General features: G+C 69.6%; 12 protein-coding genes. 10 read left to right on the forward strand and 2 right to left on the reverse strand.

Going from position 1 to position 12,570, the window contains the following annotated elements; all coding sequences use genetic code 11:
* Nucleotides 1-4: 4 nt before the first annotated feature.
* The gene (locus ACLJO0_RS08205; RefSeq protein ID WP_410577317.1) at nucleotides 5-928 is read right to left on the reverse strand and encodes a 1,4-dihydroxy-2-naphthoyl-CoA synthase; all 924 of its coding nucleotides are present in this window, start codon (nucleotides 926-928) and stop codon (nucleotides 5-7) included.
* A gap of 57 nt (nucleotides 929-985) precedes the next feature.
* Here ACLJO0_RS08205 and menD point away from each other — a divergent pair, with 57 nt between their 5' ends.
* The 3 genes from menD to ACLJO0_RS08220 all read left to right on the forward strand — a co-directional run bounded on the left by menD (nucleotide 986) and on the right by ACLJO0_RS08220 (nucleotide 4,742).
* Nucleotides 986-2,662, forward strand: coding sequence for a 2-succinyl-5-enolpyruvyl-6-hydroxy-3-cyclohexene-1-carboxylic-acid synthase (gene menD / locus ACLJO0_RS08210; RefSeq protein ID WP_410577319.1), 1,677 nt, complete (start codon nucleotides 986-988; stop codon nucleotides 2,660-2,662).
* A 99-nt stretch (nucleotides 2,663-2,761) separates the two neighbouring features.
* Nucleotides 2,762-4,276 (forward strand): M1 family metallopeptidase, encoded by a 1,515-nt coding sequence (locus ACLJO0_RS08215; protein ID WP_410577321.1) that lies wholly within the window; start codon nucleotides 2,762-2,764, stop codon nucleotides 4,274-4,276.
* Nucleotides 4,277-4,298: 22 nt separating this feature from the next.
* Nucleotides 4,299-4,742, forward strand: a complete 444-nt coding sequence (locus ACLJO0_RS08220) for a DUF3592 domain-containing protein (protein ID WP_410577323.1) — start codon at nucleotides 4,299-4,301, stop codon at nucleotides 4,740-4,742.
* Nucleotides 4,743-4,921: 179 nt separating this feature from the next.
* Here ACLJO0_RS08220 and ACLJO0_RS08225 read toward each other — a convergent pair whose 3' ends face one another.
* The gene (locus tag ACLJO0_RS08225) at nucleotides 4,922-5,752 is read right to left on the reverse strand and encodes an inositol monophosphatase family protein (protein WP_125788700.1); all 831 of its coding nucleotides are present in this window, start codon (nucleotides 5,750-5,752) and stop codon (nucleotides 4,922-4,924) included.
* Nucleotides 5,753-5,863: 111 nt separating this feature from the next.
* On the opposite strand from ACLJO0_RS08225, the gene ACLJO0_RS08230 reads away from it, so the two are divergent.
* The 7 genes from ACLJO0_RS08230 (at nucleotide 5,864) to ACLJO0_RS08260 (ending at nucleotide 12,565) form a co-directional block, all read left to right on the forward strand.
* Nucleotides 5,864-6,982, forward strand: coding sequence for a glycosyltransferase family 4 protein (locus ACLJO0_RS08230; protein ID WP_410577325.1), 1,119 nt, complete (start codon nucleotides 5,864-5,866; stop codon nucleotides 6,980-6,982).
* Between the two features lie 42 nt (nucleotides 6,983-7,024).
* Nucleotides 7,025-8,128 carry a glycosyltransferase family 4 protein gene (locus tag ACLJO0_RS08235; RefSeq protein ID WP_410577326.1) on the forward strand — a complete coding sequence of 368 codons (1,104 nt, stop codon included), beginning with the start codon at nucleotides 7,025-7,027 and terminating at the stop codon, nucleotides 8,126-8,128.
* A 69-nt stretch (nucleotides 8,129-8,197) separates the two neighbouring features.
* The gene (locus tag ACLJO0_RS08240) at nucleotides 8,198-8,968 is read left to right on the forward strand and encodes an AfsR/SARP family transcriptional regulator (protein ID WP_125790196.1); all 771 of its coding nucleotides are present in this window, start codon (nucleotides 8,198-8,200) and stop codon (nucleotides 8,966-8,968) included.
* A 69-nt stretch (nucleotides 8,969-9,037) separates the two neighbouring features.
* Nucleotides 9,038-9,790: a demethylmenaquinone methyltransferase gene (locus ACLJO0_RS08245; protein ID WP_410577328.1), complete on the forward strand. Its 753-nt coding sequence runs from the start codon at nucleotides 9,038-9,040 to the stop codon at nucleotides 9,788-9,790.
* Between the two features lie 2 nt (nucleotides 9,791-9,792).
* On the forward strand, nucleotides 9,793-11,079 hold the full coding sequence (locus tag ACLJO0_RS08250; RefSeq protein ID WP_037332937.1) for a geranylgeranyl reductase family protein: 1,287 nt from the start codon (nucleotides 9,793-9,795) through the stop codon (nucleotides 11,077-11,079).
* Nucleotides 11,080-11,602: 523 nt separating this feature from the next.
* Nucleotides 11,603-12,010: an NADH-quinone oxidoreductase subunit A gene (locus ACLJO0_RS08255; protein WP_125789053.1), complete on the forward strand. Its 408-nt coding sequence runs from the start codon at nucleotides 11,603-11,605 to the stop codon at nucleotides 12,008-12,010.
* Nucleotides 12,011-12,016: 6 nt separating this feature from the next.
* Nucleotides 12,017-12,565 carry a NuoB/complex I 20 kDa subunit family protein gene (locus tag ACLJO0_RS08260; protein ID WP_005151847.1) on the forward strand — a complete coding sequence of 183 codons (549 nt, stop codon included), beginning with the start codon at nucleotides 12,017-12,019 and terminating at the stop codon, nucleotides 12,563-12,565.
* Nucleotides 12,566-12,570: the final 5 nt, after the last annotated feature.

A 12,570-nucleotide genomic window follows, 5' to 3' on the forward strand; every position in this document is an offset into this window, starting at 1 on the left:
GAGGTCAGTAGTAGTAGGGGAACGCCGACCAGTCGGGGGAGCGCTTCTCCAGGAAGGAGTCGCGGCCTTCGACGGCTTCGTCCTGCATGTACGCCAGCCGGGTGGTTTCACCGGCGAAGAGCTGCTGGCCGACCAGGCCGTCGTCGGTGAGGTTGAACGCGTACTTGAGCATCCGCTGCGCGGTCGGCGACTTGCCGTTGATCGTCCACGCCCAGTCCAGCGCCTCGGCTTCGAGCTCCGCGTGCGGGACGGCGGAGTTCACCGCGCCCATCGCCTGCATCTGCTCGGCCGTGTACTCGCGCCCGAGGAAGAAGATCTCCCGCGCGAACTTCTGCCCGACCTGCTTGGCGAGGTACGCCGAGCCGTAGCCGCCGTCGAACGAGCCGACGTCGGCGTCGGTCTGCTTGAACCGCGCGTGTTCGGCCGACGCGAGCGTGAGGTCGCACACCACGTGCAGCGAATGCCCGCCGCCCGCCGCCCAGCCGGGGATCACGGCGATGACCACCTTCGGCATGAACCTGATCAGCCGCTGGACCTCGAGAATGTGCAGCCGTCCCGCCCTCGCGGGATCGATCGTGTCGGAGGTCTCCCCGTCCGCGTACTGATACCCGGAGCGTCCGCGAATACGCTGGTCACCACCGGAACAAAACGCCCAGCCGCCGTCCTTCGGCGATGGGCCGTTGCCGGTGAGCAGGACGCAGCCGACGTCCGAGCTCATCCGCGCGTGGTCGAGCGCGCGGTACAGCTCGTCGACGGTGTGCGGACGGAAGGCGTTGCGGACCTCGGGACGGTCGAACGCGATACGCACCACCCGTTTGCCTGAGCGGCTCTCAGAGGAGCGGTGATAGGTGATGTCGGTGAAGTCGAAACCGTCGACTTCGGTCCACAAGGCCGGGTCGAACAGCTCGGAAACCTGGGCGTCATCCACGTTTGGGAGAATAGGACGTGTGGCCGTGAGTCGTAGTGTGAAACCCGAGGTCTGCCGGTGAATCCTTCCACCGCGCAGGCCAGGGTCATCGTCGACGAACTCGTCCGCAACACCGTCTCGCACGTCGTCCTCTGCCCGGGCTCACGCAACGCCCCGCTGTCGATCGCGCTGTACGACGCGGCGGCCGCCGGACGGCTCCAGTTGCACGTCCGCATCGACGAACGCGGCGCCGCCTTCCTCGCCCTCGGCATCGCCGCGCGCACAGGCCGCCCCGTCGCCGTGCTGTGCACCTCGGGCACCGCGGCCGCGAACTTCCACCCCGCCGTGCTGGAGGCGGACCGCGCGGGTGTCCCGCTGATCGTGCTGACCGCCGACCGCCCGCCCGAGATGCGGGCCGCCGGCGCGAGCCAGGTCATCGACCAGCATCAGCTCTACGGCAACGCCATCCGCTACTTCGACGAGCTCGCCGTCGCCGAACGCCGCGCCGGCCAGAACTCGTACTGGCGCGGCCAGATCTGCCGCGCCTGGAACGCCGCGTACGGCGAGTGGCGCTGCGGGCCGGTGCACCTGAACATCCCGTTCCGCGAGCCGCTCGTGCCGGACATCCACGACGACGGTGAGTGGTACGAGTCACTCGAAGGGCGTCCCGACGGCGCTCGCTGGACCGAGCTGCCCGACTTCGGCGCGCTTCCCTCGTTCGTGGTGCCCTCGGCCCGGTCCGGCCTGGTCATCGCATGCGACACCGGTGTGCAGGCGGCCAGCGAATGGGCCGAGCTGCACGGCTGGCCGGTCGTCTCCGAGACCGGCGGCATCGGGCTGGCCGGCGCGACGGCGATCTCGTCCGGCGCGTGGCTGCTCGGCGTCGAGGAGTTCATCTCGCGGCACAAACCCGAGCAGGTCCTGTGCATCGGCCGTCCGACGGTGTTCCGGCAGGTCCAGAGCGTGCTGTCCGATCCCGACGTCGAGGTGCTGCTGGTCCGGCCCGATTCGGACTGGCCCGCGCCCGCGCACAACGTCCGCCAGGTCGGCCAGTGGTTCGACGAGCCGACCAAACCGGCCGATCCGGAGTGGCTCGCCAGCTGGCAGCGCGCGGACAAGGCGGCGTCGGCGGCGGTGACCGAAGCGCTGGCCGCCGAACCGTGGCCGAGCGGGCTGCGCCTGGCGACCGAGCTGGTCGACGCGGTCCCGGAGGGGTCGCTGCTGGTCGTGGGCTCGTCCAACCCGACCCGTGACGTCGCACTCGCCGGACGGCTGCGGCCCGACGTCCTCGTGCACCGCAACCGCGGCGTCGCCGGGATCGACGGCATGGTGTCGACCGCGATCGGCGCCGCGACCGTCCACAGGGGACATTCGTACGCCCTGCTCGGCGACCTGACGTTCCTGCACGACGCGAGCGGCCTGCTGACCGGCCCCGCCGAACAGCGCCCCGACCTGACGATCGTGGTGCTCAACGACGACGGCGGCGGCATCTTCTCCCTGCTGGAACAGGGCGCGCCCGAGCACAACGCCAGCTTCGAGCGCGTCTTCGGCACGCCGCACGGCGCCGATCTCGGTGCCCTGTGCGCCGGCTACCGCGTGCCGCATGTCGTCGCCGAGACGCTCACCGAGTTCCGCGCGGCGCTCAAGCCCGCGCCGGGACTGCGGGTGGTGGAGGTCCGGGTGGACCGAACGCGCCACCGTGAGCTGCACGCGCGCCTCCGTACGGCGGTGTCGTCGGCCGTGCGGGCTGTCTAGCGGTATTCCAGAGGGTAGGAACCCCTCCTTCGGCCGTGTCTCCGCGATGATCGTCTGGCTACGTTCGAGCGCGCTGACAAATCCCTGGGAGGATTCGCAATGCGCTTGAACACTCGCGCCGGCTTCGCCGGATTGACCGCGGGCGTCGTCTCGGTGCTGCTCGTGGGCTCCGCGGCCGCCGCACCCGCGCCTGGTTCGATCGGCGTCGGCGACCCGTACTACCCGCACGCCGGGAACGGCGGCTACGACGTCGGTCACTACGACCTCCGGCTGACCTACCAGCCGACCACCGACCTGCTCTCCGGTGCCACGACGATCCTGCTCACCGCGACGCAGGACCTCTCGGCGTTCAACCTCGACTTCGGCCTGAAGGTGTCGAGCGTCCGCGTCAACAACCGGCCCGCGAAGTTCGCGACGTCGACCGACGGCACCGGTGAGCTGACCGTCACGCCGTCGACGCCGCTGAGGAAGGGCCAGACGGCCACGGTCGTCGTCGCCTACGCGGACACGCCGTCGAAGGTGAAGATCGACGGCTTCACCGCCTGGAAGAAGACCCCGGACGGCGCGCTGGCCGTCGACGAGCCGCAGAGCGCGGCCTGGTGGTTCCCGTCCAACGACCACCCGACCGACCTGGCGACCTACGACGTCTCGGTCGAGGTCCCGAACGACGTCGCCGCGCTGTCGAACGGCACGCTCGTGCGCAAGACGGTGCAGCGGCCGGGCTGGACGCGCTGGAACTGGCGCAGCACCAAACCGCAGGCGACGTACCTCACGTCGCTGGAGGTCGGCAAGTTCGAGGTGAACGAGCAGACCACGCCGGACGGCAAACCGTTCATCACCGCCTATGGCGCCGACCTCGGCGAATCGCTCGGCGCGGCCAAGGCCAGCATCGAGCGGACGCCGGAGATCACCGAATTCCTCGCCTCGAAGTTCGGGCCTTACCCGTTCGAGGCGCAGGGCGGCGTCGTCACCACCGGCATCACCTTCGCGCTGGAGAACCAGACGCGGCCGGTGTACGGCGCCAGGGCCTTCCGGTCCGGCTCCAACACCTCGATCGTCGCGCACGAGCAGGCGCACCAGTGGTTCGGCGACAGCGTCACGCTGGGCAAGTGGAGCGAAATCTGGCTGAACGAGGGCTTCGCCTCCTACGGCGAGTTCCTGTGGTCGGAGGAGACCGGCGAGGGCACGGCCGACGAACTCGCCCAGTACATCTACGACTCCGTGCCTGCCGAGGACCCGTTCTGGCAGGTCCTTCCCGCCGACCCGGGCGCGGACGACCAGTTCCACGCGGCCGTCTACGACCGCGGCGCGCTCGCGGTGCACGCGTTGCGCAAGGCCGTGGGCGACGACACGTTCTTCCGGATCCTGCAGACCTGGCAGCAGGTGAAGAAGGCCAAGTCGGCGGTGATCGGAGAGTTCATCGCGCTGGCGGAGAAGATCTCGGGCAAGCCGCTGTACGACCTGTTCCAGACGTGGCTGTACACCAAGGGCAAGCCCGCGGTGAGCCCCAACGGCACGCAGGCTCTCCGTGCCGCTGTGGCGCCTGTCGCACCGAAGTCCTACGCGCAGATCAAGGCGACGCATGAATTCCTCGCCGAGCGACACGCCCACTGACGGGTAGCGCTACGCTCGCGGCGTGACGGCCAAAACGGAGCGGGTGAGGCGCATCGGGTGGTATGCCGCCCTCGTTGTCGCCTCACTCGTCACCGTGCTCGGCGTCTCGCTGCTGTTCGCCGCGGTCCGCAACGACAACTCGATCGAAGCGGAACTCGGGCAGGCGACGGCGCAGGTCGAGTCGGTGACCTTCGACCGCACGATCATCAACTACGCCACCCCCGACGGCATCATGCACAGCCCGGCCAACGGGGTGCTCTACCCCTCGGGGCTGGCCGCCGGGCAGCTGGTGAACATCGAGTACGACGTCGGCGACCCGGAACTCGCGCGGGTGGCGGGCCGCTCGGCGGCGAACACGCTGCTGCCGCTGGGCAGCATGATCTTCTTCACCTGGCTGATCGCCGGCCCGCTGCTGTGGTGGATCCGGCGGCAGAACGTCCGGTCACGGGCCGAGTCGTCCGTCTGATCACGCGAGTTACGCCTCCAATCACGCGAGTTACGCCTCCAATCACGCGAGTTACGCCTCCAATCACGTGAGTCCCGAGTTCGGGCACGCGGGCTCGCCGTGCGGAACCGGCGAACTCGCGTGATCAGGGGCGTAACTCACGTGATTGAGGGCGTAACTCACGTGATCAGAGGCGTAACTCAGCCGACGGACTCCTGCCACCAGCCCAGGACCTCGTCGGCCACGCCCGGCGCCGCCACCAGCAGCGCGTCGACCGGCAGGGCCGTGCCTTCCCCGTGCCGGTCCAGCACCACGGCCCCGGCCTCGATGGCCAGCGCGACCGATCCGGCGACGTCCCATTCGCGGTAGCTGTGCAGCACCGCCGCGGCCGCGTGGCCCAAGGCGACCTGCGCGATCGCCAGCGCCGCCGAGCCGAGCACCCGGACCCCGGCGTGCGCGGCGGCGGCCCGTTCGATGAACTGGCCCATCCCCGGCCAGACACCCTTGCGCGTGAGTTCCGTGCAGACGATCGCCCCGGCGGTCCCGCGGCGGTCGGTGAGCGTGATCGGCTTGCCGTTCGCCCGCGCGCCGCGGCCGCGCGCGGCGGCGTAGATCTGAGCTCGGTACGGGTCCGCGACCACGCCCACCACCGGCCCCGAAGCGTCGATCAGGGCGAGGCTGTACGCGCACCAGGGCACCCCGGCGACGTAGTTCGCGGTGCCGTCGACCGGGTCGACCACCCAGCGGTATTCGGCGACGTCGGCACCGTGGTCGGCGCCGAATTCGCCGCCGACAACGGGGATTCCGGGGAATTCCGCGGTCAGCACGCGGCGGGTGTGGCGTTCGAGGATCCGGTCCGTGTCGGTGACCCAGTCGAAGGGCGAGTCCTTCGGATCGGGCTGGGCGCCGCGGCCGGCGGTCGCGGTGATCACGTCGGTCGCGTCGTTGGCCAGCCGCCCGGCCACTTCGAGGGCCCTCGACACCAGCCCTGGCTCGACGGGCTGGGGCGGCCTTGACGACAGGAGGGTCATGCCTGACTAGTGTGGCCGAGCCTGGTTTACGGAACACGACCTTGAGATGACATGTCGTCTGTTCCGTTTTTGTTGGCGTGGGCGTCACAACCGGATGCGACAGTGATCCGCGTGCGAGTCGCGATAGTCACCGAAAGTTTCCTGCCCCAGGTGAACGGCGTGACCAACTCCGTGCTCCGCGTCGTGGAACACCTCCGCGACCGCGCGCACGACGTGCTGATCATCGCCCCGGGGCCGGGTCCCACGGAGTACCTCGGCGCCCCGGTCGTGCGCATTCCCGCCCTCGACTTCCCCGGCGTGAACTCCCTCCCGGTCGGCGTGCCGACCCGGACGGTGCTGACCGCCCTCGCCGATTTCGGCCCGGACGTGGTGCATCTGGCGTCGCCGTTCGTGGTCGGCGCCCGCGGGCTCGCCGCGGCCAGACGGCTGCGGGTGCCGTGTGTCGCGGTGTACCAGACCGACATCGCCGGTTTCGCCGCCGCGTACGGCTTCGGCATCGCCGCCCGCGCGGCCTGGCGCTGGGTGCGCCGTCTGCACTCGCGGGCCGACCGCACGCTCGCGCCGTCGACGGATTCGGTGGAACAGCTGAGACTGCACGGGATCCCGCGGGTGCATCGCTGGGCGCGCGGCGTCGACATCGAGCGGTTCTCGCCGGTCCACGCCGATCCCGCGTTGCGTGCCGAACTGGCGCCGAACGGCGAACTGCTGGTCGGTTTCGTCGGCAGGCTCGCGCCAGAGAAGGAGGTCGAGCGGCTGACCGCGCTGGCCGGGATCGACGGGATCCGCGTGGTCGTGGTCGGTGACGGGCCGGAGTTGCCGATGCTGCGCGAACGGATCCCGGGTGCGGCGTTCCTCGGCGCCCGGTACGGCGAAGAGCTCTCCGCGGCGTACGCGAGCCTCGACGTGTTCGTCCACACAGGACCGCACGAGACGTTCTGCCAGGCCATCCAGGAAGCGATGGCATCCGGGCTGCCGGTGCTGGCGCCGAACGCGGGCGGTCCGAAGGATCTGGTCCTGCCCGGTCGCACGGGGTACCTGCTGCCCGCCGACCGCGCCGGGTTCGCGACAGAGCTGGTGGACAAGGTGAACGACCTGCGCGACGAAGCGCTGCGCGCCAGGCTGGGGGAGAAGGCGCGCAAGGTCGTGCTGGGCCGGACTTGGCCCGCCGTCTGCCGGGAACTGGTCGGCCATTACGAGGCCGTCCAGGGCAAAGTCGCTCGCGCGGCCTGAAATGCAGCGGCCGGGAAAAGACCGGGCACGAGGCGGGCTGGAATGCATATAGTCCAGCTGGCCAACTTCTACGGGCCACGCTCGGGCGGGCTGCGGACCGCGCTGCACCATCTCGGTGCCGGTTACGTGGCGAGCGGTCATCAGGTGACCCTCGTGGTGCCGGGGCGGCGCTACGCGGACGAGACGATGCCTTCGGGAGTCCGCCGGTTCTCCCTTCCGGCACCGCAGATCCCGGGTACCGGCGGCTATCGCGCGGTCGATCCGCACCGGGTGCGCGCGGTGCTGGAACGCCTGGAGCCGGACAGGCTGGAAGTGTCCGACAGGCTCACCCTGCGCGGCATGGGCGTCTGGGCGCGGCGTAACGGCGTGCCCAGCATGGTGATCTCGCACGAGCGGCTGGACAGGCTGCTGGAGCAGTTCCTGATGCCGGAACCCGTCGCGCGGCGCGTCGCGGACGTCGCGAACCGGCGGATGGCGCGGCGCTACGACACGGTCGTCTGCACGACGGCGTTCGCGCGCGCGGAATTCGACCGCATCGCCGCGCCGAACGTGCGACGGGTCCCGCTCGGCGTCGACCTCACGACGTTCGCCCCGGCCCGGCGCGACGACGGCTGGCGGCACACGCTGTCCGGCGACGCCGACGCCTTGATCGTCCACTGTGGACGTCTGTCGCCGGAGAAGCACGTCGAGCGCAGTGTGGACACCGTCGCCGAGCTGACCGAGGCAGGGCATCGCGTCCGGCTCGTGATCGCCGGCGACGGCCCACGGCGGCGTGCGCTGGAACGGCGGGCACGCGGGCTTCCAGTGACCTTCCTCGGCTTCCTTTCCGGACGTGGCGACGTCGCGCGCCTGCTGGCCAGTGCGGACGTCTCCCTCGCGCCGGGTCCACACGAGACCTTCGGGCTGGCCGCGCTGGAGGCGCTCGCTTCGGGGACGCCGGTGGTGGTCTCGGCGTCGTCGGCGCTGCGGGAGATCGTGCGGCCCGGCTGCGGCGAGGCGGTGGACGATCGCGCACCCGCTTTTGCCGGTGCCGTTACCGGTCTGCTGGAGCGCCCCGAGGACGCGAGGCGGGCGGCGGCGCGGGCGCGAGCGGAGGAATTCGCCTGGCCGCGATCAGTGCAGGGAATGCTCTCCGCACTCAAGTGATCACTTTGTATCTCTTTTGTACAACCGGCATTCATCGTCCCCTCACGCCATCGAGCGAGAGGACGGCACGTGAGGTTCGAAGTACTGGGCACGTTCAGCATCTCTTCCGGTTCGCGGTCGGTCCCGCTGCACGGCCGGATGAGGAGAACGCTCCTCGGCGTGCTGCTGGTCCGGGCGAACACCTTCGTGCCGGTGAACGTGCTCACCGAGGCACTGTGGGAGAGCAAGTGGGAGCCGCGGGCGGTGCCGAAGCTGCACTGGCACGTCCACAAGCTGCGGCAGGCCCTGCCCGAAGGAGACCGGCTCGGCTTCGACAACGGCGGCTACCGCCTGGAGGTCCACCCCGGCGAACTCGACGTCGAGACGTTCGAGACGCTGGCAGGCCAGGCGCTGAAGTCCGCGGACCCCGCGCAGCGCGCCTCACTGATCCGGCAGGCCCTCACGCACTGGCACGGCGCGCCCTACGACGGCTTGGACGTCCCGCTGCTTTCGGACGAGACGATGCGCCTCTCGGAGCACCGCCTGGTCCTGCTCGAAGAGCTCTACCAGGCCGAACTCGACCTCGGGCGGCACGCGAGCGCGGCCGTCGAACTGGCGGATCTGGTGCGGCGGCATCCCTTGCGGCAGCGTGCCCAGTACCTCCTGATGGACGCTCTTTGGCGAGCAGGGCGCACCTCCGACGCGCTGGCGGCGTACCGGCGGGCGCGCCGGGTCTCGGTCGATCAGCTCGGCCTCGAACCGGGGCCGGAACTGCGGTTGCTGGAGCGGAGGATCCTCGCCGGTGAGGTCGCGGGGGCCGGTGCGCACCGTGCCCCGGCGTTGCTTCACCGAGCAAGGTGAACCTACGGCGCGTCGCTTTGCTCCCGCTTGGCCGACGTGTCTCAGGACCTCGGGGTTAGTGTTTGGGGCATGTCCCGAGCGAGTCTTGACAAGGATCCGCACGAAGTCGCCGCCATGTTCGACGACGTCGCGGACGGCTACGACCGCGCGAATTCGTTCATGACCTTCGGCTTCGACCGCCGCTGGCGCACCATCACCGGCCGGGTGCTGGACGCCAAACGCGGCGAGAAGGTGCTGGACCTCGCGGCGGGCACCGGCGTGTCCACCGTCGAGTACGCGCGCAACGGCGCCTGGTGTCTCGCGGCGGACTTCTCGGTCGGCATGCTCAGGGCGGGCAAGCACCGCGGCGTCCCCATGGTGGCCGCCGACGCGATGAAGCTTCCGTTCGCCGACGAGAGCTTCGACGCGGTCACCATCTCGCTCGCGCTGCGGAACTTCGTCGACACGAAGGCCGCGCTCACCGAGATCGCGCGGGTGGTCAAACCGGGCGGCAGGCTGGTGATCTGCGAGGTGTCGACGCCCACATTCCCGCCGATCCGGTTCCTGCACCGGAAGTTCATCGCGAAGCTGCTCACCTGGGTCGGCGCGCGGACCTCGTCGAACCCCGAGGCCTACTCCTACCTGGCCGAATCCATGCTGGCGTGGCCGGATCAGCGGACGCTCGGGGAGATCATCGCGAGCGCCGGGTGGACCGAGGTGGAGTGGCTGAACCTCACGTTCGGCGTCGTCGCCATCCACCGCGCCAAAAAGCCCTCTGTAGCTCCGCCTTCCTCCCCGCCGCCACCCTCAACGGACGGGCTTCGCCCGGCTGTAGATTCATGAGCATGACCCGTCGCAACGCTGATCACGACGCCGAAGTCATCGTCGTCGGTGCCGGACCGGCCGGCTCCACCGCCGCCACGTACCTCGCCCGTGCGGGCGTCGACGTGCTGCTGCTGGAGAAGACCGAGTTCCCGCGCGAGAAGGTGTGCGGCGACGGCCTGACCCCGCGCGGCGTCAAGCAGCTCATCGACCTGGGGATCGACACCAGCGAGGACGCGGGCTGGGTGCACAGCCGCGGCCTGCGGATCCTCACCGGCGAACTCACGCTGGAGCTCGACTGGCCGGACCTGACCAGCTACCCGCCGTACGGCGTTTCGCGCACCCGTCAGGACTTCGACGACCTGCTCGCGAAGACCGCGGTCAAGGCGGGCGCCCGGCTCTACGAGCGCACCACCGTCACCGGCGCCATCACCAGCCCGACCGGCCGCGTGATCGGCGTCGAGGCGAAGGTGGGCCCGGAGAAGACGCCGGTGAGCTACCGCGCTCCGCTGGTGCTGGCCTGCGACGGCGTCTCCGCGCGGCTCGCGCTGAGCGTCGGCATCCAGAAGAACGAGAAGCGCCCGATGGGTGTCGCGGTGCGGCAGTACTACAAGAGCCCGCGCCACGACGACCCGTTCATCGAGGGCCACCTGGAGCTGTGGGACCGCTCGGACCCGCGCGATCCGAAGCTGCTGCCCGGCTATGGCTGGGCTTTCCCGCTCGGCGACGGCACGGTGAACGTCGGCCTCGGCATGCTGTCGACGTCGGCCGCGTTCCGCAGCACCGACTACCGCGCGCTGCTGCGCCAGTGGCTCGACGGAACGCCCGAGGAATGGGGCTACCGCGAGGAGAACGCCATCGGCAAGGTCGGCGGCGCCGGTCTCCCGATGGGCTTCAACCGCACCCCGCACTACCGCGACGGCCTGCTGCTGCTCGGCGACGCCGGCGGCATGGTCAGCCCGTTCAACGGCGAGGGCATCTCGGCCGCGATGGAGTCCGCGCAGCTGGCGTCGGAGTTCGTCGTGCAGGCGTTGGCGCGCCGCGAGGGCCCGTCCCGTGAGCGGGCGCTGGAGGGCTATCCGCGCGCGGTCGGTGAGCTGATGGGCGGCTACTACCGGCTCGGCAACGTGTTCGCGAAGCTGATCGGGAAGCCGAAGGTCATGCACGCCGCGACGAAGTACGGGCTGCGGATCAACTCGATCCTTCCGTTGGTCTACAAGGGACTCTCGGGCTGCTATGACGCCAAGGGCGGGGACGGCGTCGACCGCCTCATCGCCGCGCTGGCCCGGGCGACGCCCTCTCCGCGCTGACGCAACTCGCGTGAAGGCCCCCTTCCCCTCGGCTCAGCCAAGGGGAAGGGGGCCTTCACGCGCTTCGGGAGAGGCCGCAAGTAGGTGACGAATTGCGGCGGCCCCCACACGTCTGGACCAGTCACGGGTACTCCGGGCAGTGGTATCGGTCACAGGACAAATGTGGTCGAACGACCCCGGCAAGCCGATCTTGGGAACGACGTCGCAGGTCATCGGTACCGCACGTCGGAAGTAACCGTACTGGCCGTGCGGCCAAGTTAGGGCAGCCTTATAGCACGGGGCCTAGGGACAAGAATGTGAGTCGCGTCCTACACTCGCCCCATGCTTTGTGAATCGCTTCACATCCTCGACGGGAGGCTTGTGAACTATTTCACAAGCAAGGGGGCCGTCATGCACGGCCCGTAAGGGTTGCCTAACCCTCGGCGGTGTGACCCAGGTGACTTAGGGTGCCGACCGAGGGAAGCGGTGAACCCCGACTCGAAAACCGCAGCGGCGCGGAAAGGATGGCGAAAACCCCGTGCTGATGTTGCCCGTGCTGACCCAGGCGAGCACCCCTTCGGTGCCCAACCTGGACATGTACCTCCCCCTGGTCCTCTTGTTCGTCCTCGCTCTCGGCTTCGCGGTGCTCTCGGTGTTGCTCGGCCCGCTCGTCGGCCCGAGCCGCCCCAACAGGGCGAAGACCGCGGCCTACGAATGCGGTATCGAACCGTCGCCGCAGCCGGTCGTCGGCGGCGGCCGGATGCCGGTCGCGTACTACATCACCGCGATGCTGTTCATCCTGTTCGACATCGAGATGGTCTTCCTCTACCCGTTCGCGGTCTCCGCGGACGCGCTGGGCATGTTCGGCCTGGTGGAGATCGTGCTGTTCATCGCGACGGTCGGTTTCGCGTACGCCTACGTTTGGCGTCGCGGCGGCCTGGATTGGAACTAGAGACGCATGGGCCTCGAAGAAAAACTCCCCAACGGCATCCTGCTCGCCAGCCTTGAAGGCCTGGTCAACTGGGCGCGCAAGAACTCGATGTGGCCCGCCACCTTCGGTCTCGCCTGCTGCGCGATCGAGATGATGACCGTCGGCGGTTCCCGCTACGACATCGCGCGTTTCGGCATGGAGCGCTTCAGCGCGACGCCGCGCCAGGCGGATCTGATGATCGTCGCCGGCCGCGTCACGCAGAAGATGGCCCCGGTGCTCCGCCAGATCTACGACCAGATGGCCGAGCCCAAGTGGGTGCTGGCGATGGGCGTCTGCGCCTCGTCCGGCGGGATGTTCAACAACTACGCCGTGGTGCAGGGCGTCGATCACATCGTCCCGGTCGACATGTACCTCCCTGGTTGCCCGCCGCGCCCCGAAATGCTGCTCGACGCGATCCTGAAGCTGCACGCCAAGATCCAGGACGAGCCGATCAACGCCCGCCGGGCCGCGATCCGCGCCGCCAGCGGTGAGCGCACCGAGCTGATCGCCTCCTCGATCAAGTACGCGAAGAAGTGAGCGAC

The sequence above is a fragment of the Amycolatopsis sp. lyj-108 genome, assembly GCF_046549005.1.
Lineage (GTDB): Bacteria > Actinomycetota > Actinomycetes > Mycobacteriales > Pseudonocardiaceae > Amycolatopsis.